This window comes from Paenibacillus sp. YAE3, assembly GCF_057546105.1.
Window position 1 is genome coordinate 122,245 of sequence record NZ_BAAIYF010000004.1, and the last position, 20,724, is coordinate 142,968.

General features: G+C 52.4%; 18 protein-coding genes. 14 read left to right on the plus strand and 4 right to left on the minus strand.

What is annotated here, in order from left to right; all coding sequences use genetic code 11:
- The first annotated feature begins 60 nt into the window (after positions 1 to 60).
- From AC27KL_RS09265 to AC27KL_RS09280, 4 genes are all read left to right on the plus strand, one after another.
- The gene (locus tag AC27KL_RS09265; protein WP_487169501.1) at positions 61 to 1,596 is read left to right on the plus strand and encodes an ABC transporter ATP-binding protein; all 1,536 of its coding nucleotides are present in this window, start codon (positions 61 to 63) and stop codon (positions 1,594 to 1,596) included.
- Positions 1,596 to 2,675, plus strand: a complete 1,080-nt coding sequence (locus AC27KL_RS09270; RefSeq protein ID WP_487169502.1) for an ABC transporter permease — start codon at positions 1,596 to 1,598, stop codon at positions 2,673 to 2,675. The genes AC27KL_RS09265 and AC27KL_RS09270 overlap by 1 nt, the downstream gene beginning before the upstream one ends.
- Positions 2,676 to 3,638: an ABC transporter permease gene (locus AC27KL_RS09275; RefSeq protein ID WP_487169503.1), complete on the plus strand. Its 963-nt coding sequence runs from the start codon at positions 2,676 to 2,678 to the stop codon at positions 3,636 to 3,638.
- Positions 3,639 to 3,811: 173 nt separating this feature from the next.
- Positions 3,812 to 4,141: a hypothetical protein gene (locus AC27KL_RS09280; protein WP_487169504.1), complete on the plus strand. Its 330-nt coding sequence runs from the start codon at positions 3,812 to 3,814 to the stop codon at positions 4,139 to 4,141.
- 87 nt (positions 4,142 to 4,228) lie between these two features.
- On the opposite strand, the gene AC27KL_RS09285 is transcribed toward AC27KL_RS09280, so the two are convergent.
- The gene (locus tag AC27KL_RS09285) at positions 4,229 to 4,675 is read right to left on the minus strand and encodes a GNAT family N-acetyltransferase (RefSeq protein WP_306433227.1); all 447 of its coding nucleotides are present in this window, start codon (positions 4,673 to 4,675) and stop codon (positions 4,229 to 4,231) included.
- Between the two features lie 792 nt (positions 4,676 to 5,467).
- Between AC27KL_RS09285 and ilvB the strand changes: the two genes are divergently transcribed.
- From ilvB to ilvC, 3 genes are all read left to right on the plus strand, one after another.
- Positions 5,468 to 7,213 carry a biosynthetic-type acetolactate synthase large subunit gene (gene ilvB, locus AC27KL_RS09290; RefSeq protein ID WP_036708491.1) on the plus strand — a complete coding sequence of 582 codons (1,746 nt, stop codon included), beginning with the start codon at positions 5,468 to 5,470 and terminating at the stop codon, positions 7,211 to 7,213.
- A gap of 2 nt (positions 7,214 to 7,215) precedes the next feature.
- On the plus strand, positions 7,216 to 7,701 hold the full coding sequence (gene ilvN / locus AC27KL_RS09295) for an acetolactate synthase small subunit (RefSeq protein ID WP_036708494.1): 486 nt from the start codon (positions 7,216 to 7,218) through the stop codon (positions 7,699 to 7,701).
- Positions 7,702 to 7,842: 141 nt separating this feature from the next.
- Entirely contained in the window at positions 7,843 to 8,835 is a 993-nt protein-coding gene (ilvC, locus tag AC27KL_RS09300; protein ID WP_036708497.1) for a ketol-acid reductoisomerase, read from the plus strand.
- A 126-nt stretch (positions 8,836 to 8,961) separates the two neighbouring features.
- Here the strand turns inward: ilvC and AC27KL_RS09305 are convergent, their stop codons facing one another.
- On the minus strand, positions 8,962 to 9,942 hold the full coding sequence (locus AC27KL_RS09305; RefSeq protein WP_487169682.1) for an aldo/keto reductase: 981 nt from the start codon (positions 9,940 to 9,942) through the stop codon (positions 8,962 to 8,964).
- 243 nt (positions 9,943 to 10,185) lie between these two features.
- On the opposite strand from AC27KL_RS09305, the gene leuB reads away from it, so the two are divergent.
- The 4 genes from leuB (at position 10,186) to AC27KL_RS09325 (ending at position 14,368) form a co-directional block, all read left to right on the plus strand.
- Entirely contained in the window at positions 10,186 to 11,265 is a 1,080-nt protein-coding gene (gene leuB / locus AC27KL_RS09310) for a 3-isopropylmalate dehydrogenase (RefSeq protein ID WP_212949115.1), read from the plus strand.
- A 369-nt stretch (positions 11,266 to 11,634) separates the two neighbouring features.
- Entirely contained in the window at positions 11,635 to 12,180 is a 546-nt protein-coding gene (locus AC27KL_RS09315; RefSeq protein WP_036708501.1) for a peroxiredoxin, read from the plus strand.
- Between the two features lie 281 nt (positions 12,181 to 12,461).
- Complete coding sequence (locus tag AC27KL_RS09320) at positions 12,462 to 12,869, plus strand: hypothetical protein (protein WP_036708505.1); 408 nt, start codon at positions 12,462 to 12,464, stop codon at positions 12,867 to 12,869.
- Between the two features lie 386 nt (positions 12,870 to 13,255).
- On the plus strand, positions 13,256 to 14,368 hold the full coding sequence (locus AC27KL_RS09325; RefSeq protein WP_036708508.1) for an ATP-binding protein: 1,113 nt from the start codon (positions 13,256 to 13,258) through the stop codon (positions 14,366 to 14,368).
- 164 nt (positions 14,369 to 14,532) lie between these two features.
- Here the strand turns inward: AC27KL_RS09325 and AC27KL_RS09330 are convergent, their stop codons facing one another.
- Positions 14,533 to 15,381, minus strand: coding sequence for an MBL fold metallo-hydrolase (locus AC27KL_RS09330; RefSeq protein WP_212949113.1), 849 nt, complete (start codon positions 15,379 to 15,381; stop codon positions 14,533 to 14,535).
- An 81-nt stretch (positions 15,382 to 15,462) separates the two neighbouring features.
- Positions 15,463 to 16,137, minus strand: a complete 675-nt coding sequence (gene nfi, locus AC27KL_RS09335) for a deoxyribonuclease V (RefSeq protein WP_487169505.1) — start codon at positions 16,135 to 16,137, stop codon at positions 15,463 to 15,465.
- 143 nt (positions 16,138 to 16,280) lie between these two features.
- Here nfi and AC27KL_RS09340 point away from each other — a divergent pair, with 143 nt between their 5' ends.
- The 3 genes from AC27KL_RS09340 to AC27KL_RS09350 all read left to right on the plus strand — a co-directional run bounded on the left by AC27KL_RS09340 (position 16,281) and on the right by AC27KL_RS09350 (position 20,674).
- A complete protein-coding gene (locus AC27KL_RS09340; RefSeq protein WP_120463466.1) occupies positions 16,281 to 17,582 on the plus strand; it encodes an IS1380 family transposase in 1,302 nt (433 codons plus the stop codon).
- A 366-nt stretch (positions 17,583 to 17,948) separates the two neighbouring features.
- A complete protein-coding gene (locus tag AC27KL_RS09345) occupies positions 17,949 to 19,496 on the plus strand; it encodes a leucyl aminopeptidase (RefSeq protein WP_487169506.1) in 1,548 nt (515 codons plus the stop codon).
- Between the two features lie 218 nt (positions 19,497 to 19,714).
- On the plus strand, positions 19,715 to 20,674 hold the full coding sequence (locus AC27KL_RS09350) for an aldolase catalytic domain-containing protein (RefSeq protein ID WP_036708511.1): 960 nt from the start codon (positions 19,715 to 19,717) through the stop codon (positions 20,672 to 20,674).
- Positions 20,675 to 20,724 lie beyond the last annotated feature (50 nt).

The following is a 20,724-nucleotide window of genomic DNA, read 5'->3' on the forward strand; positions in this document are numbered from 1 at the left end:
GTATAACTGGCCTTTTCTTTGCTTTTGGCCTGAAACCAAATCATGATAAAGGGTGATCTCATGGGTGCAGCGACCCCTGTCGTTGAGTTGAAGCAAATAACCAAACGCTTTCCCGGCATAGTTGCCAACGACTCTATCAGCTTAAAGCTGCATAAGGGAGAAATTCATGCATTGCTCGGCGAAAATGGCGCGGGCAAGTCCACGCTCATGAATATCGTTTTCGGATTGTACCAGCCGGACGAAGGAAGCATCGAAGTAAACGGCAAACCTGTCATTATCGACAGCCCGAACAAAGCGATCGAACTCGGGATCGGGATGGTGCATCAGCACTTTAAGCTCGTCCAGCCGTTTACCGTGACCGAAAATATCGTGCTGGGCATGGAACCGAAAAAAATGGGGTTCCAGCTGGACTACAAAACTTCGGTCGCCAAGATCCAGAAGCTGTCGGATCAGTACGGGCTGAAGGTAAATCCGCATGCCAAAATCCAAGATATTTCCGTCGGGATGCAGCAGCGCGTCGAAATTTTGAAGACGCTTTACCGCGGAGCGGATATCCTTATTTTTGACGAGCCTACCGCCGTTTTAACCCCGCAAGAGATCAACGATCTGATGGGGATCATGAAACGTCTCGTCGAAGAGGGAAAATCGATTATTCTCATTACGCATAAATTGAAAGAAATCATGCAGATTTCCGATAATGTGACCATTATTCGCCGCGGCAAGGTCATTGATACCGTCAAAACCTCGGAGACGAATCCGAATGAGCTTGCGGAGAAAATGGTCGGACGGAGCGTTTCTTTTAAAGTGGACAAAAAGCCGGCTTCGCCGAAGCAAAACGTTCTCGAAGTGCAAAATTTGACGATGAAAAACAAAGAGGGCGTTTCCGTGCTGAACGGCTTGAATTTGAACGTTCGTGCGGGTGAAATCCTCGGGATTGCCGGCGTCGACGGCAACGGACAAAGCGAGCTGATCGAAGCGATCACCGGGCTGTGCCAGGTCGACAGCGGCATCATTATGCTCAACGGCAAGGACATCACGAACAAAAGTCCGCGCTTCATTACGGAAAGCGGCGTGTCCCATATTCCGGAGGACCGTCATAAACACGGGCTTGTCCTTGATTTTTCGATGAGCGAAAACATGGTGTTGGAGACGTATTACAAGCCGCCGTATAACAAAGCCGGGTTTTTGAGCAAAAAGGAAATCGACAAGCAGGCGAAACGGCTGATCGAGGCGTTTGACGTCAGAACGCCGAGCATCGAGACGAAAGCCCGTTCCTTGTCGGGCGGTAACCAGCAAAAAGCGATTATAGCCCGGGAAATAGATAAAAATCCGGATCTGCTGATTGCTGCCCAGCCGACCCGCGGTTTGGACGTGGGCGCGATCGAATTCGTGCAAAAACAGCTGGTTGCCCAGCGCGACCAAGGCAAAGCCGTATTGCTGATTTCTTTCGAGCTGGATGAAATCATGAACGTTTCCGACCGGATTGCCGTCATCTACGAAGGCCAAATCGTGGGCGAAGTATTGCCTGAGGAAACCAACGATCAGGAGCTGGGTCTCATGATGGCGGGCAGCAAGAAATCGGGAGGGAAAGCATAATGAGCAAATTGTTTAAGATTTTTTCCGTGAACAGCCTCCTGGTGCCGCTTGTGGCCGTTGTTTTGGGTCTGATCGTCGGGGCGATCATTATGCTGATCGGCGGTTATGATCCGCTGCTCGCATACGGTTCCCTGTTTAAAACCGTTTTTGGCAACGTTTATGATTTCGGGGAAACGATCCGCGAAATCACGCCGTTGATCATGACGGGGCTTGCCGTCGCGTTTGCATTCCGGGCAGGCCTGTTTAATATCGGCGCCGAAGGGCAATACATCGTCGGCATGACGGCTGCCACGGCGGTGGGGATTAAGCTGTCGGGCTTGCCGATCGTGGTGCATGCGCTTGTAGCCATCATTGCCGGCGGTCTTGCCGGCGGCATTTGGGCCGGCATTACCGGCTACTTGAAAGCGAAACGCGGCGTCAACGAGGTTATTATTTCCATCATGCTGAACTGGACGGCGCTGTACTTCAGCAACTACATCGTGCGTAACTTCCTTCTCGAAAAAGGCCAGCAACGATCCGAGGAAATTAAGGATACCGCATCCATTTCCATCGGCTGGTTGTCTACGGCTTTTGACAATGCGCGCATGCATTGGGGCACGATCATCGCCATTTTGGCAGCCGTATTCTTTTTTATCTATATGTGGAAAAGCAAGCAAGGATACGAGCTCCGGGCCGTCGGCCATAACGGGCATGCTGCCCACTATGCGGGCATGAGCGTTAAAAAGAATATCGTCAAAGCGATGTTTATCAGCGGCGTGTTTGCCGGTTTGGGCGGAGCGTTCCAGGTATTGGGCGTATTCCACTATCAAGCGATTTTCACCGGATCCCCGGGAATCGGCTTTGACGGCATTGCCGTCGCATTGATCGGATTAAACCATCCATTCGGCATTTTGTTGTCCGCATCGTTGTTCGGCATATTGACATATGGTTCGGCAGGCATGAGCTTCGGGGCGGAAGTACCGCCCGAAATCATCCGGATCGTCATCGGTTCGATCATATTCTTTATTGCCGCACAGGGCATCGTGCGCTGGGTTCTTAAGCCCTTCTATCTTAAGCGCAAGAAAGAGAAGGTGTTGTAAATGGATTGGATGACAACAATTGGCCAGCTGATTAATACGACGCTTGTTTTTTCTACCGCGCTCATTTTTGCCGCATTGGGAGGCATCTTCTCTGAACGTTCCGGCGTCATCAACATCGGGATTGAAGGCTTTATGACCTTTGGCGCGTTTGCCGCCGGCGTGGCGTCGTTTTATGCCGAGGATGCCGGCATGGGCGCAGCTTCGCCGTATATCGGCATTTTGGCCGCGCTGGTCATGGGTACCATCGCTTCCTTGATTCATGCCGTCGCATCGATCACGTTTAAGGCGGATCAGGTCATCAGCGGCGTCGTCATTAACTTTTTGGCTGCAGGAAGCACGCTGTATATGGTGAAGCTCTTGTTTGAAGGGGCAGGAGAAACGACGCTGCTCAAGGAAGGGCTTGCGAAGGTGCCGATTCCGCTGCTGTCGGATATTCCGATTATCGGGGAAGGGCTGTTCAACAACTATATCACGACCTATTTGGCGATCATTTTGGTGCTGGTCGTATTTTACGTGCTGTACAAAACCTCGTTCGGCCTGCGTCTCCGCGCCGTCGGCGAACATCCGAGCGCCGCGGACACCGTTGGCGTCAAAGTGCTGCGGATGCGCTACATCGGCGTGATCGTCAGCGGCGTTTTGGCTGCGCTCGGCGGGGCGACCGTTACGTTGACGACGACCAATACGTTTTCGCATAATACGATTTCCGGCCAAGGTTTTATCGCGATCGCTGCGATGATCTTCGGGAAGTGGAATCCGCTGGGCGCTTTTGGGGCCGCCGTATTTTTTGGCTTTTCGCAAGCGATCGGGAACTACTTCCAGCTGTTTGCTTGGTCGAAGGAAATTCCTCAGGAATTTATCTACATGCTTCCTTACGTGTTGACGGTTATCGTGCTTGTCGCCGCGGTCGGAAGATCTTCCGCTCCGGCTTCGCTCGGGGAACCGTACGATCCGGGGAAACGGTAAAACGTTATTTGCAAGTGAAATCAAAAGGCTGCATTCCAATGGAATGCGGCCTTTTTGCGCCGGAATTTCCGGCGGAATAGGCACCAAACTTGACGGTATACCGGGCTATGGAACAAGCGGAGGGGGGGCAGGCGGAATAGACTGCCATTGAACACATTTGGAGGAGGGATCTTATGCAGCAGACTGTTACCCGTAAACAAGCGCAAAAGCTGATCGGTCAACATATAGTGGCTGTCAAAAAAGACGGCAACTTGGTTACAGGCAAACTTCTTCGGATATCAGGAAACCGTCTGATTCTCGGGCGGAACAAAGGTAAAAAAGTGCAAACAAAGGCGATCATTCCGCTTGTATTGTTCGATCTTTTGGCCATCGGTACGGCTCCTTATGCAGGATATTACGGCGGAGGGTATGGATACGGACCTTACGGGGTTCCGGGATACGGATACGGACCTTATCCGGGAGGTTACCCGGCAGGATATCCTGGAGCGTTCGGATTTTTCTGAAAGAGAAATAAGAAAATAGTGCACTAAAAAAAGTGCAAACATGATTTGAACGACCGCAGGGTTCTGTTTGATAGGATCTTAGATCGGTCAAAGCTTCTTTTCAAGTTCATGGCATTGGTTCAGCGTGTGATAACGCACCGTAACATAACCTAGCTTCCGGTAAAAAGATAAGCCGCTGGCGTTACCGGCATCGACCATCACTTTCGACCGGGTGCACCCGCGTGACGCCGCAAATTTTTCGGCATGCACCATCAGCATATTGCCCCATCTTTTGCGCTGCGATTCGGGTGTGACGGCCAGCATATCGATGTAAAGCAGATTGCCGTGCAATATGAAATGGACGAATCCAAGCGGATCATCCTCATAGCGTTGGCAGGCGATTAGGGTAATGCCGCGGCTGAGTCTTTTTGGGATTTCTTTGCGGACGGTTTCGATCTGGGACGGAGACAAATGCGAGATGGGGACAAGCTGGGAATCGATTAACCGCATAATGAACGCATCGTCTTGTTTCGGTCTCCGATAGCGGATCATCATGTCTGACCTCCCTTCAAACTGGGCTTCTTCGAAGATGAATTTATGTCATCATATGAGTGAAGCCGACATCCGGTGTACGCTCCTTCCCGGGGGCGATTTTTCATTTTTTTAGAAATATGGGTATTGACTTTTAAGTTCGTGGGATCATATAATGTGTCTAAACATTTTAACGAACATAAAGCAACGGCAATGAAGAGGACGAAGTTTAAAGGGCTCTTTTGCTCAGAGAGTGTGAGGAATTGCTGCAACCTCCACCAAAATCCCTTTTATACGAGCTCACCTCGGAGCTGTTCTCCTGAAACGCGTTAAAGCCTATTAGGGAGAATCGTAGGGTCCACGTTACGGACTTAAGGTATGGGAACGGCTGGTGATGCTTAAGTTATGGCCCCGATCCCGTTACCTGGTGAGGCTGACATCGCGAGATGTTTGGCAAATATGGGTGGTACCACGGAAGCGCAACCTTTCGTCCCTCACGCAGATGGAATTCTGTGTGGAGGGCGGAAGGTTTTTTTGTTTTTCGGATATCGGAATGAAATGAGCACCCAAGCAATGGCAGCCCGAAGATCCTAAGGCAAACCTCCCGGCACGCATAACCTTTCTTTCGTGAAAGTACGTCGAACAGACGTTTTTCTTAGATGCGAATCAATTTCATAAGGTTCAAAAGGCAGCAATGAAACGATGTGTAGTCCAGTCAACGTTTTGAATCTATAGATCGTCGCCATTGAACTGCCGAGGATGTTTTGAAATTGACTCATGTCACATGTATGTAAATTTTGAGGAGGAGGATGACTGATGAGCGCGCAAATTCCTGAAGTGCGGTCTACAGAACAATTACGTGAGAAATGGATGAAGTCGGAAGTCATTACCGGCTCGGAAATATTGCTTCGCAGCCTTTTGCTTGAAGGCGTCGAGTGTGTTTTCGGATATCCAGGCGGGGCAGTGCTTTACATTTACGATGCGATGTATGGATACGAGGATTTCAAACATGTGCTGACTCGTCATGAGCAGGGAGCGATCCACGCGGCTGACGGTTATGCAAGGGCCAGCGGCAAGGTCGGCGTATGTATCGCAACGTCCGGACCGGGGGCGACGAATCTGGTCACAGGAATTGCCACCGCTTATATGGATTCCGTTCCTCTGGTTGTCATTACCGGCAACGTGGCAACGTCCTTGATCGGAACCGATGCCTTCCAGGAAGCGGACATTACCGGCATCACGATGCCGATCACGAAGCACAGTTACCTGGTCAGGGACGTCAAGGATCTGCCGCGGATTATCCACGAAGCCTTCCACATCGCTTCGACGGGACGCAAAGGTCCGGTCCTGATCGACATTCCGAAGGATGTTTCAGCAGCGCTGACTTTGTTTGAGCCCAGCAGTAACGCGGTAAATCTTCGCGGTTACAACCCGCGGATGGTGCCGAACAAACTTCAGCTGGACAAATTGGTGCAGGCGATTGCCGAAGCGGAGCGTCCGCTGATCCTTGCAGGAGGCGGCGTCATTTACTCCGGAGGCCATGAAGCGCTGTACGAATTCGTCAAACGGACCGAAATTCCGATCACGACGACCCTTCTGGGACTCGGCGCTTTCCCGAGCGGCCATGAGCTTTGGACCGGGATGCCGGGCATGCACGGAACGTACACGTCGAACATGGCGATCCAAAAGTCGGATTTGCTGATCAACATCGGGGCGCGTTTCGATGACCGGGTAACGGGCAACCTGAACGGGTTCGCTCCGAACGCCAAAATCGTGCACATCGACATCGACCCGGCGGAAATCGGGAAAAACGTTCCAACGGACATTCCGATCGTCGGCGACGTCAAAACCGTTCTGGAAATGCTCAATTCGGAAGTGAAACGCGCGGACAAAGCGGACGAATGGAGAGCGTGGATCCGGGAGTCCAAAGCGGAGAAGCCTTTCAGCTATCAGGATTCCGACACGGTGCTGAAACCGCAGTGGGTCATCGAAATGCTGAACGAAACGACAAAAGGCGAAGCGATCGTGACGACCGACGTCGGCCAGCACCAAATGTGGGCGGCCCAATATTACAAATTCAGCCAGCCGCGTTCGATGATCACCTCCGGCGGCCTCGGAACGATGGGCTTCGGTTTGCCTTCGGCGATCGGCGCCCAAATGGCCCAGCCGGACCGCCTGGTCATCTCGATCAACGGAGACGGCGGCATGCAGATGTGCTCCCAGGAGCTGGCAATCTGCGCGATCAACAACATTCCGGTCAAAATCGTGATCATCAACAACCAGGTGCTCGGCATGGTTCGCCAGTGGCAGGAATTGATATACGACAACCGCTACAGCCATATCGATCTGGAAGGAAGCCCGGATTTCGTCAAACTGGCTGAAGCATACGGCGTGAAGGGACTCCGGGCGACGAACAAGGAAGAAGCCCGCCAAGCTTGGGCGGAAGCGCTTGAAACGCCGGGACCCGTCGTTGTCGAGTTTGTGGTCAGCAAGGGTGAAAACGTGTATCCGATGGTAACTCAAGGCTCGACCATTGATCAAATGCTGATGGGAGATGCATAAATATGAGTACGAGACATACCATTGCCGTTCTAGTAAATGACCAGCCGGGCGTATTGCAAAGAGTTTCCGGACTTTTCGGCAGACGCGGATTCAATATCGAAAGCATCACGGTGGGGCAATCGGAAGAACCGGGGCTCTCCCGCATGGTCATCGTAACGATTGGCGACGAACATACCTTGGAGCAGATCGAAAAGCAGCTTTACAAGCTGATCGACGTCATCAAAGTGATCAACCTGAGCTCCAATCCGATGGTTGCAAGGGAACTTGCCCTGATCAAGGTAAACGCCGAACCGTCGGAGCGCCCTGAAATCATGGGCGTGGTCGAAACCTTCCGGGCTTCGGTCGTCGATATCGGCAGCCATAATTTGATGGTACAGGTGGTGGGGGACACCACCAAAATCGACGCGATGATCGAGCTGTTGAAGCCTTACGGCATTCGCGAGCTTTCCCGCACGGGTGTCACCGCGATGATTCGCGGAAACGTATAATTATTCACGATTACCATATGCATACCGCCCGCCGGAGAGCGGGGGTTTGAAGGGATCATGCCTGGCGGCAATACGGCGGAGGTCTCTTGAAACACCCGCTCTTCATAAGGGTTCTTTTAAAAACAAAGGAGGATTTATACAATGGCAGTGACGACTTATTATGAACAGGATGCAGAACTCAGCGTATTGAAAGGGAAAACGGTTGCCGTCATCGGGTACGGAAGCCAAGGCCATGCCCAAGCGCAAAACCTCCGCGACAGCGGCGTGAAAGTCATTATCGGACTTCGCGAAGGCAAATCCTTCGATAAAGCGAAAAACGACGGCTTTGAAGTATATTCCGTTGCCGAAGCGACAAGCAAAGCGGACATCGTGCAAATCCTGATGCCGGACGAAACGCAAGCCTCGGTTTACAAAAACGACATCGAACCTAACCTGAAAAAAGGCGCAGCCTTGATGTTCTCCCACGGCTTTAACGTTCACTTCGGACAAATCGTGGCTCCTAAAGACGCGGACGTGCTTTTGGTCGCTCCTAAATCGCCGGGCCACATGGTTCGCCGCACGTACGTCGAAGGTTTCGGCGTGCCTGGCCTGATCGCCATCGAACAAGACGCTACCGGACAAGCCAAGCAAATCGGCCTTGCTTATGCCAAAGGCATCGGCTGTACCCGCGCAGGGGTTATCGAAACTTCGTTCCGCGAAGAAACCGAAACCGACCTGTTCGGCGAGCAAGCCGTACTTTGCGGCGGCGTAACCGCCCTGATCAAAGCCGGCTTCGAAACGCTGGTGGAAGCAGGTTATGCTCCTGAAATGGCATACTTCGAATGCTTGCATGAAATGAAGCTGATCGTCGACATGATCTATGAAGGCGGCATGGCCAACATGCGCGATTCCATCTCCAATACCGCCGAATACGGCGATTACGTGACCGGACCTCGCATCGTGACCGACGAAACGAAAAAAGCGATGAAAGAAGTGCTCGCGGACATCCAGCAAGGCAAATTCGCCCGCGACTTCATCCTGGAGAACCAATCCAACCGCGCATTCCTCAATGCGACCCGCCGCAACGAAGCGAACCATCCGATCGAGATCGTCGGTTCCCAGCTGCGCGAAATGATGCATTGGATCAAGAAATAATTGAACTTATACCTATCATCAGCTTATTCCCGGAAGGGGAAAGTGCACCTTGCGATCATAAAAAAAGCAGACCGCCAAACGGCGGACTGCTTTTTTTGCTGATTACAGGGTTCTTCAAAGGCCGGCTTACCACGCGTATGCTTCCGGAGCTTCGCCGCCCGGTCCCGGGAAAATTTCATCCAGGCGCTTCAAGACGGCTTCGTCCAGCTTCAAGTCGATCACGCGCAGCGAGCTTTCGAGCTGCTCCAGCGTCCGCGGCCCGATAATCGGCGCGGTGACGGCCGGATGGGTAAGCAGCCAAGCCAACGCAACGTTGTCCTGCGGTTCGCCGATTTCGCTGCACAGCTCGGCAAAGGCTTCCAACTGCGCGCGGTGTTTTTCGATTTTGTTCGGATTGCCGCCGCTGCGAGTGCCCTCCAGCTTTTTCAGCGCATTGCGTCCCAGCATGCCGCCGTCGAGCGGGCTCCAGGGGATGACTCCGAGCCCCATCGCTTTGGCTGCGGGCAGCACCTCAAGCTCCGGCAGGCGGCAGTTCAAATTATATTTATGCTGCTCGGCCACAAGGCCGAGGAAGTGGCGGCTTTGCGCTTTGCCCTGCGCCTCGGCAATTTGCCAGCCGGCGAAGTTGCTGGAACCGACGTATCCGATTTTCCCTTGCGATACGGCAAGCTCGAATGCGCCCCAGAGTTCGTCCCAAGATACGTTGCGGTCGATATGATGCATTTGGTACAGCTCGATATGGTCGGTCTGCAGACGTTTCAGCGAACCTTCCAGATGCCTGCGGATTTTGTATGCGGACAAGCCTTCCGTTCCGTTCGGCCCGTCGGCGGGATCATGCATATTGCCGTGAACCTTCGTCGCCAGGACGACCTTTTCGCGGCGTCCGCCTCCTTGCGCAAACCAGCGGCCGATGATCGTTTCCGTGAGTCCGGCGTTTTGCCCCCAGCCGTAAATGTTCGCCGTATCAAAAAACTGGATTCCCGCATCGAGGGCGGCATCCATGATGCGGAACGCCTCTTTTTCGTCCGTCGCCGGTCCGAAATTCATCGTCCCAAGGCATAAGCGGCTGACCTTCAGCCCTGATTTGCCGAGATAGGTATATTGCAACATCGTTCAACTCCTTCAGCGTGAATTTGGGTCTATACGATACCATTGTAGCCCGATCGCGCAGGAATAGGAATGTCGGAAATTACGATGGATGGCGAATCGGTTGCTCATGCAGCAGCTTATAGGAAAATACTATAAAGGTGATAGATTCTATATCTTGGTCAATGCCCTGCGGAATATGATACAACAGTAGATAAGAATAGTGATCAGTGAGTGAAGGAACCAGAAGGAGTGACGGAAACCATGCCAGAAGTGAAGAAAATTGCCGTGATCAGCGGGGACGGAATCGGACCGGAGGTCGTAGCCGAAGCCGAGAAGGTGCTTAAACGTACGGAAGAGCTGTTTGGTTATTCGTTTGAAACGGAACACGCTCTGTTCGGCGGGATTGCGATTGACGAGAAAGGAACGCCTCTTCCGGAGGAAACGCTGGCGGTGTGCAAAAATGCCGATGCGGTGCTTCTCGGCGCCGTGGGCGGACCGAAATGGGACAGCAACCCGAAGGAACTGCGGCCGGAAACGGGTTTGCTCGGAATCCGCAAAGCGCTCGGATTGTTCTCCAATCTTCGTCCGGCGGTTGTGTTCGATTGCCTGAAGGATGCCTCGACGCTGAAACCGGAAGTGCTTGAAGGCACGGATTTGATGGTCGTTCGCGAATTGACCGGCGGGATTTATTTCGGAGATAAATTCAGACGCCAAGGCGAACACGGGGAAGAAGCGGTCGATACCTGCGTATACAACGTGGCCGAAGTGGAGCGCATCGTTCGCCAAGCCTTCGAAATCGCCCAGAAACGCCGCAAAAAGCTCGCTTCCGTCGACAAAGCCAACGTCCTGGAAACTTCTCGCCTGTGGCGGGAAGTCGTCATCCGCGTTGCGGCGGATTACCCGGACGTGGAGCTGGAACACGTGCTCGTCGACAACTGCGCGATGCAGCTGCTCCGCCGTCCGGCAAGCTTCGACGTCATCGTGACGGAGAACATGTTCGGCGATATTTTGAGCGATGAGGCAGCGATGCTTACGGGCTCCATCGGCATGCTGGCTTCCGCATCGATGGGCGAAGGGGCGTTCGGTTTGTACGAACCGGTGCACGGTTCCGCGCCGGACATCGCCGGCCAGAATCTGGCGAACCCGATCGCGACGATTTTGTCCTTGGCGATGATGCTTCGCCTGACCTTCGGTTATGCCGACGCGGCGGACGCCATCGAAGCAGCGGTAGCGAAGGTTCTGAACGACGGCCATCGCACAAGCGACATTGCCGTGGACAAGAGCAAAGCCATCGGTACCCGCGAGATGGGCGATCTGATCGTGGCAGCGATGAAGAAATAATTGAAAGCTTAACCGGGCTGCAACAAACCAAACGGGCGTCGCCTTTATGAGGCGGTGCCCGTTTTGCCGTATATCGGGAAATCCTTAAGAGCACCCTTAAAAACAAGTGAGAAAAATAAGGTGCAGATAAAGACATATATAATAGGAAGCTTTTGTTCACGAAATCGTTCTGTTTATAATTATTACAAATAAATAACGAATATAATCTTGACTTTGAAATGGGCGGATGATAACATTTTAAATGTAGGTTCCGCCGGGATCGCACATACTTTGAAACAAGAAAAACATATGTTTTTCTTTCATATAGAACAGGGGAGAGCTTTCGCCATCCGGCTGTTCTATAGATATCATAAAGGAGGATTTTTAAACATGGCAGAACGTTTAGTAGGTAAACCAGCTCCAGATTTCACGATGGAAACCGTACTTGGTGACGGCTCCGATTTCAGTAAAGTAAGCCTGTCCGACTACCGCGGCAAATGGCTCGTATTTTTCTTCTATCCTTTGGACTTCACTTTCGTGTGCCCAACGGAAATCACGGCTCTGAGCGAAGCCGCTTCCCAATTCAGAGCGCTTGACGCTGAAATCCTCGGCGTAAGCACGGACTCGATCCACAGCCACAAAGCTTGGATCAACACGCCAACGGACGCTAACGGTCTCGGCAAAATCAACTTCCCGCTGGCTTCGGACATCACAAGATCCGTTTCGAAAGACTACGGCGTATACATCGAAGAAGAAGGCGTAGCGCTGCGCGGCCTCTTCATCATCAACCCTGAAGGCGAACTGAAATATCAAGTGGTGAACCACAACGATATCGGCCGCAGCGTTGAAGAAACATTGCGCGTATTGCAAGCTCTGCAATCCGGCGGACTGTGCGCAATGAACTGGAAACCAGGCGACAAAAACCTTGTTGTCTAATTCAGTTTTAACATAAGACAAGCCCCCTTTGCCAAGCCTAAGGATGAACCTTATGCCGGCAACGGGGGCTTTTTATACCTGTCGGCGAAAAACGGCGCCTGTGCGTCAAAAGCACGAGATCCGGCGCGGCCTAGGCCTTTATTCCGATTTTTGCCTTAAATCCGGCCTGGGGTTGCAGGATTTTTATCCGGCCGCATCGAACTGAAAAAAAGGAATCGACATAAATAAAAGCGAATACATTAATGAGGAATGCGGTGGAATCAAGAGGAGGGTGAACTGGCATGAGTTATTGCTGCGGAGCGAGTATGGTTGGAACGAAGGGAACGTTGAAGCATTACCGCACCCAAGTCCATAATGTTCCCCTGCTGTTCTGTCCCGTGTGCCACCGGGTTGAAGTTCATTATAAAGTCGAAAACGAATATGAAATTTTAGCTGAATATGCGCATGGAGACGGGACGGCGGAGATCGATTTTCAGGATTACGTCGTGGAGGACGATGAGGCCATCTTCGAAAACGTCGTCAACTGCGAAAAGGAGGATCCGAAAGACATCGTACAAAGCCAGATCGATATGGCACTGGACCTGCTGACCATCGCCAAACAGATGAAGGACGAGAAATGGGAGGGCGAATTAAAGAGACGATTGGCCGTGATGAGCCAGCGAAGATTGCGGCTGCAGCATAAGGCATAAAAACACGATACGCAGAAAGTCTATTACAGAAGCAGAAATGCCTGATTGGATAGATAAAGAAAAGCATCGGTACATGCGCTTCATGTATTTGATGCTTTAATTTTGTGCCGAAATGGGTAAATTTAACGGTATCTTCGATTTTTCGACAGTTTTTCCGATTGAGTTTTCGGCTTACCTTGTCTATGATAAAACTATCATTTTAGATTGTAGAATTTACCAAGTTTACTGAGAAGCTGAAGGATTTCTGTAATCGCAAGGAGAAACATTGATAATGTGGACCGTCATCTAAGAAAGTCACGTCGATCGACGTTTTCTTTTTGTTTGTCGTGTAGGTGAAGAATAGGAAATGGGGGAGGCCATCCTTCATTTCTGAAAGGGGGAGTATCGTGTTGGGCGATATCCAAGAGACGCTGTTACAGTCCCTTGAGGCTTTTCAATCTACGCAGCTGGTAAAAAACAAGTATGAAAACATTCTGGAGCATCTCGACAGCGGCGTCATGCTGTTTGACAGCGAGGGTGTACTGACGTTTATCAATGTCCAAATGGCAAGACTGCTCGAAGTTTCCCGCAAATCATTAACGGGGTGCACGATCGTACAGATTTTGCGCCATCCGCAGCTGAGCCGCTACAAGAAAAAGAAAATTTTGCGGATTTATCGCGAAACCCTGATTCATCGCAAAAAATACCACGAGTTAACGGACGAGTCCGGGCGGCAGTGGCTGCTTACGGTAACCGACGGCGACCAAATGGACGGCGACTACTTGTTCAGCGTCAAGGACGTATCGGATTTCAAACAGATCGAGCAGACCGCCTACCGCAACGACAAATTGGCCATGCTGGGCAAAATTTCCGCCTCCATTGCCCATGAAATCCGGAATCCGCTGACTGCCATTCGCGGTTTCATTCAGCTTTTGCGTCCCCATCTCATTAAACTGGGTAAAGACGAATACGCCCGCATTATTTTGACCGAAATCGATCGGGCCAATGATATCATATACGAGTTCCTGAATTCATCCAAGCCGTCTGCTCCGCAAACCACCGTTATTCCGGTCTCCTCGCTCCTGAAGGAGGTCGTGCTGCTGACCGAAAGCGAAGCGCTGATGAAAGGCTGTCAGGTCATCCTGCACGAGGACAAGCAGCCTCTGCACATCTCGGTAGACGTCAAGCAGATTAAACAGGTGATTTTGAACATCGTCAAAAATGCGATGGACGCCATCGAACATTTAAGCGGCGAAAACGGAGGGCTTATTGAAATCCAAACGAACCGGGACAATAAGAACGTACATATTTGCATATCCGATAACGGCAAGGGGATGGACCATAACACGCTTTCCCATCTTTTCGATCCATTTTTTACGACCAAGGAAAGCGGGACGGGCCTCGGCTTGTCCGTCAGTTACCGGATCATCAAAAACCATAAAGGTTATATCGCCGTCAACAGCACCGTCGGCCAAGGCACGGAATTCGTCATTTCGCTGCCGATCGTGGAAGTGGTATAACCGGTATGCCAAAATAAGCCTGGTCCTTCACGCAAGACGGTTGAGGGAGCGGGCTTTTTTTCGGGCGAACATGTAATTCTGCCGGCCGGCTGCTGCACGGAAAATAAGAATAAGGCCCGCCTTCCTAAGAAGACGGGAGCAGCTTGACTTAAAGCGGTTCGATGCTATTTCAAGGCTTGGAGGGCCGCCTCCGTAACATGGATAAACCTCTCGCCCCGGGCGATCACGTGGATGCGCATCTCGGGAAAATGGTCGTATACATAATCCACGAAATATCCCGGACGCTCCGCATTCCCTGCAAAAATGTCGTAATGCATGGGGATCGTCATCCCGATGCCGGCCGTTTTCGCCAGCTCGGCTGCTTCACGGTAGTCCATGTTGCCAACAATGCCGCGGCTGTTCCGGAATGTGTCCCGGCCATTGATCGGCAGCAGCCCGAGGTCGATGGATTCCTTGCGCAGCCGGTCCGCCAGGCCTTCGTAGACCACCGTATCCCCGGCATGGTAGACCGTAACGCCATTCAGCTTGATGAGGTAACCGACGTAACGGTGATAACCTTGCTCGTCCGTTTCCAGTTCTTCGTGCGCAGCCGGGATCGGCTGGATGATCGTTTCATCGCCGAATTCTTTTTCGGTATCCGCGATGAGGAAGCGCTCGCGAGGCACGCCTTGCTTTTTCATGTCCTCCCAGCAGCATGCCGGAGCCATAAAAAAGGTGTCCCTGCCGGTTCGCACCATGGCGGCAATCGCGTCCAGATCCAAATGATCCATGTGCTCATGCGTAATCAGGCAGTAGTCGGCATTCGTAATATGTTCCGGGTCGATCGGAGCCGGATAAATGCGGTCCGGGTTATGGGTGACATACGGATCGATATAAATGACGGTTGTTCCGCCTTTGAGGATAAAACTGGCTTGTCCAAGCGGCCAAACCGCGACCATGCCGTAAGGCACGACGGTATTTTCGATTTCCTGGATCAGCAGCTGGCCTTTTGGTGATTGCAGCGACGGGCTCATGTCCATCTCTCCTTTCCACACATCAAACTTATCATCCTTTGGGGAACCGATGCAATTCCCTTTATATGAAGAATTCAGATTTTAATCTCTTCCCAAAACCGTCTTAACCAGGTGATCCGCCCGGCGGGTCGTTTCCGGCAAACGGTAGCGGGGAGAAAGCTTTAAAATCCACTCGCGGGCGGATGCGAGCGATATGCGATGCCCGACGGACACGAAAATAGGTTTAACCCCTTCCTGGGTTCTCAGCACGCTTCCGATTTCCTCGCCATGATCCACTAAGGAAGAATAGGATCCCCGTTTCAAATCCGGTTCCGCATACTTGCCAATAAGCCTCGTTTTGCCGCATCCGATCGTAGGGAGTTCCAAAAGGACGCCCAAATGGCTGGCTAATCCAAACCGTCTCGGATGGGCGACGCCCTGGCCATCGCAGACGACCAGCTGGGGCGTCATCTTTATTTTCTCAAACGCTTTGATGACCGGGGGAAGCTCCCGAAATGAAAACAAGCCCGGGATATAAGGAAAAGCGGCGGTGTCCTCGACGGTGGCCGATTCGACGAGCTCGAGCGAGCCTGCATCCAAAATCACCACGGCCGCGACAAGATTGCCGCTATGCTTGCTGTAGGCGACGTCCACCCCGGCGACATATTCAACCGATGAAAAAGAGTCTTCCTGAATCACTTTTTGCGCCAGATCCCGCTGCAGCGCAGCGGCTTCGGATTCGTCCAATTGCCATGAGTGCCGCATCCGTAGTTCCATAAACTTGCCTCCGTTTGTTTGCATGAAAAATGATCCTGAATTTCGAAAGTAACATCGTCTGAAAAACAAGAAAAGGGCTCCAATTCTTTGGTAGAATGGTGTTTGTCCAGAACATCACCTACAAAGAAAGGAGCACCTTTTAGATGAAGTCTACCACACCCGTCAGCAAAATCAAGACCGAATTTACCTTGCAAAACGCCTCAAATGTTGGAGGAAGCAAAATCTTTCTGGAATATCTCGAAAAAATCAAGCTCGGTAAGGCTTTGCAGAATTTAAATTGTACCAAGCAAGGCAATTCCCTGTTCCCTGTTTTCCGCATCCTGCTCTATCTCATTGTCGGCTGGATACTCGGATGCGAACGCCTCTTTCATTTCCGCAGGCTGCAACATGACGCGCTCATCCGGCGGTTTCTCGGCGGGCGCTGTCCGCATCACACCCTGCTGTATAAGGAACTGGATCGACTCAGCAAGACCCGCCCAACCTTAACGCTGGATTTGCGAAAGCTGAATCAGCAGATTATTGCACCCTGTCTGCCTTCTGAACTCATCGTGGACCTAGACTCCACGGTAGAAACGGTATACGGTCACCAAGAGGGGGCGGCAGTCGGCACGAATCCCCACAAACCCGGACGTAAAAGTTACCATCCGCTGATGGCGTTTGAGGGCCAGTCGCGCCTGTGCCTGAATGCAGTACTGCGTGCTGGGAATACGCACGCTTCCACCGATGCAGCCGCCTTCCTCCGTCAGATCTTTGAGTTGCTTGGTGACCGTCCGGTAAAGTACGCCCGGTTTGACAAGGGATTTGGCGGCGAAGACTTCTACAGCCTATGGGAAGCCAAGCGAATCGGGTATGTCGGGAAATTGAAATGGACGCAGCGACTTCAGGCCGAAGTAGGGCGATGCCGCTACTGGAAGCGGTTTGTCGATGAGGATTGGGTCATCGAGGGGATCACCCTGATCTACCAAGCCACCTCATGGAAGAAACCGCGCCGCGTTGTGGTGATTCGTAAAGCGCAGGTGTTTGACGGCGATCAAGCTCGGCTTCTCCTCGATACGGACTGGCATTACGAAGCGATCGTCACCAATCTCGAGTGGGAGCCGATCGACCTTTGGCGCTTTTACAACCAGCGTTGCTGCATGGAGAACTATATCAAAGAAGCCAAACGCGGCTTTTCCATCGATCGAATCGCTACCGGTGACTTTACCGCTAATGAAATCGACCTGCTCATCAAGCTGCTCGCCTACAATCTCTACGAGAGATTCAAGCGAGACTGTTGCGAACCGGTCCATCAAGGGTATACGATTGCCCGGTTCCGTCTAGAGTTTTTCCACTGTGCAGCTACGATGATTCAGCATAGCCGACAAGTCGTTCTGAAACTGGCTAAAGATTTCGCGAACCGCTGCGCCTGGCAACGTATCGCCGCCAAAGTCGCTGCCTTAGAATGACGTTTACCACAAATTAACATGGAAACCGTTTAGCCCTGTCTTATGGGGAGGGGGAAAGACTACCCTCTTTTCAGAATCGTCGCGTAATCCACTGGGTATTTCCCTGTTTATTACAGTTGTTGCCTACTAATCCTGCTACAAACTGGCCACCATTATGGGCTTTCGAAATTCAGGATGATAAAACCAACTTGGAAATCATTTGTATACAGGTGTGGAATCATTGTATCCGCATGGGACCGTTTTTGTAAACCGCGACGGATTCCCGCCATGATTGGAAAACGGCCCGTCTTCCGAGTTGCTTTGGACAAACGTGGAATAATATATATGATTATCGTCCGAAAACTTCATGACAAAGGAAGATGACAGATGGATGGATATTCCTGTTCCGAAACCATGCAGGTTTCGATTGAGTGGATCGGGGAGACGGATGCGGCAAGGGCGGATGTGGGCGCGTTTATCGTATTGGTTTCGCCGCAAGGCGCCCAGGACGGCAGCATGCGTCAGGCATGGAACTCGCTGCTGCTGCCGCTGATGGAACGGCATTTGTTCCAGGGAGCTCCCTTTCAGACCTATGCCGTGCCGCTGCAGGGCCGGGGAGAATCCCGGACGGTGATTTTCGTCGGAGCCGGCGAGCGGCCGCTGACGTCGGAGGAGTTAAGGGTGGCGGCGGCCCAAGCGGCAAAGGCGGCATTAAAAATGAGGGTCAAAACGCTTGCCTGGGAGCTGAGCGCGCCTCTGGTCGCTTTTACGGCGGAGCAAAACGCCGCGGCCGCGGCTCAGGCGCTGACCGAGGGGATGATTCTCGGCGCGTATCGCCAGCGGCAATATAAGCAAAACGCCTCCGCTTATACCGGAATCGAGCAGCTTTTATTTTTGCGCCAAGGATCGGTTTCGGCGGCTGAAAAGGCGGAATGGGAGCAAGGCATCCGGCGGGGGTTGGCTTATGCCGAATCGACTTGCCTCGCCAGGGATTTGACCAATTTGCCCGGGAATATGCTCGTGCCGGAGGGGTTGGCTGAAGCCGCGTTAAACGTTGCCGCCAAACACGGCTTCGAATCTGCCGTCCTGGACGAACGGCAGCTGGCGGATCTGGGAATGGGCGGACTGCTTGCCGTCGGGCAGGGCAGCGTGCATCCGCCGCGTCTTATTATGATCAGGTACCAGGGCAGGGACAAATGGGACGACGTGATCGGGCTGGTGGGCAAAGGCATCACGTTTGATACCGGCGGCATTTCGCTGAAAAGGCGGGCCGGGATGGAAGAAATGATCAGCGATATGGGCGGGGCGGCCGCGGTTTTGGGCGTCATGAACGCGCTCGGGACGTTAAGGCCCGCGGTCAACGTTGTGATGGTGATTCCCGCAGCCGAAAATATGCCGGGCGGAGGCGCCTTTAAACCGGGGGACGTCATCCGAAGCTACAGCGGCCGGACGATCGAAGTGTTAAACACCGATGCGGAAGGGCGCGTCGTGCTGGCGGACGGGATGGCTTACGCACGGGAGTTGGGAGCTTCGAAGCTGATCGATGTCGCCACGCTCACGGGGGCCGTGTTGACCGCTTTGGGGGACGTGGCGACCGGAGCCGTCGCCAATGACGACACGATGCTCGAGGAGTTCATCCTCGCTTCCAAACGTGCCGGAGAAAAGGTATGGCCGCTGCCTGCGTACAAGGAATTTTGGGATATGCTGAAAAGCGACGTGGCCGACATCAAAAACAGCACGGGCTCCAGGGGCGCGGCGATTACGGCCGGACTGTTCGTCGGGACTTTTGCCGAGGGGCTGCCTTGGATCCATTTGGACATCGCCGGAACGGCTTTTCTCGCCAAAGAGCGGGGCGTGAACCCGAAAGGGGCGACGGGGGCGATGGTTCGTAGCATTACGGAATGGATATTGGCGCAGGAGGCCAAAGAAAAATAACCATGAAGGCAAAAGCAGCTTTCGGAGTCGTCCGCACGGCTTCCGCGGCTGCTTTTTTATTGTGATTCGCAACGGATTGCAGGTGAAGCCCGTATTTTTGATATTTTGCGTAAAAGCGTCCAGGCTTTAATGAGAAAATGTCATATTCATCTTTACTTTTCGACTGCCGTTCAAGTATGATGAAATAATAAATTTTACGCCGGAAGGAGAAGTTTTGGTTGAAGACGAACCCTTGCAAAATTGTGGATTGTACGATTCGTGACGGTGGACTGGTGAATAATTGGGATTTTAGCGTTGAATTTGTGCAAAATCTGTACGCCGGGCTGAATGAGGCGGGCGTTGATTATATGGAAATCGGCTATAAAAACTCCCCCAAGCTGCTGAAGGGCGCCGATCAGGCAGGCCCATGGCGTTTTTTGAACGATGATTTCCTGCGCGAGGTCATTCCCCAAAAAGGAAAAACGAAATTATCCGCGCTGGTGGATATCGGGCGGGTGGACGTGGACGACATTCTTCCGCGCTCCGAAAGCATGCTCGACCTGATCCGCGTCGCCTGCTACATCAAGGACGTGGATAAAGCGCTCGATCTCATCCAAACCTTCCATGACCGCGGATACGAAACGACGTTAAATATCATGGCATTGTCCAACGTCATGGAAAACGAGCTGGCCGAAGCTTTTGAGATGATCAAGGACAGTGCGGTCGACGTCGTGTACATCGTTGATTCCTACGGCAGCCTGGATCATAAGGACGTCAAATATTTGGTGGAAAAGTTCAAAACGAACCTGCCGAACAAACGTCTCGGCGTGCACACGCACAACAACATGCAGCTGGCGTTCTCCAATACGCTGATTGCCGCCGAGCTGGGCGTTGAACTGCTTGATGCATCCGTGTACGGTATGGGACGCGCGGCGGGCAACTGCCCGACGGAGCTGCTCGTGACGCATTTGAAAAACACGCATTATAATCTTCGTCCGGTTCTGGATATCATCGAACGCTACATGATCCCTCTGCGCGAAAAAGAGGAGTGGGGCTATCTGATCCCGTACATGATCACGGGCACGCTCGACGAACATCCGCGATCCGCCATGGCGCAGCGCGCTTCGAAAGACAAGGACAAATACGTGGAGTTCTACGATAAGTTGACGACGCCCGAAGTCAATTTTGATAGCAAATAAAGCCGGAATATGATAAAAAGCTTGACCGCATCCGCTGCGGCCAAGCTTTT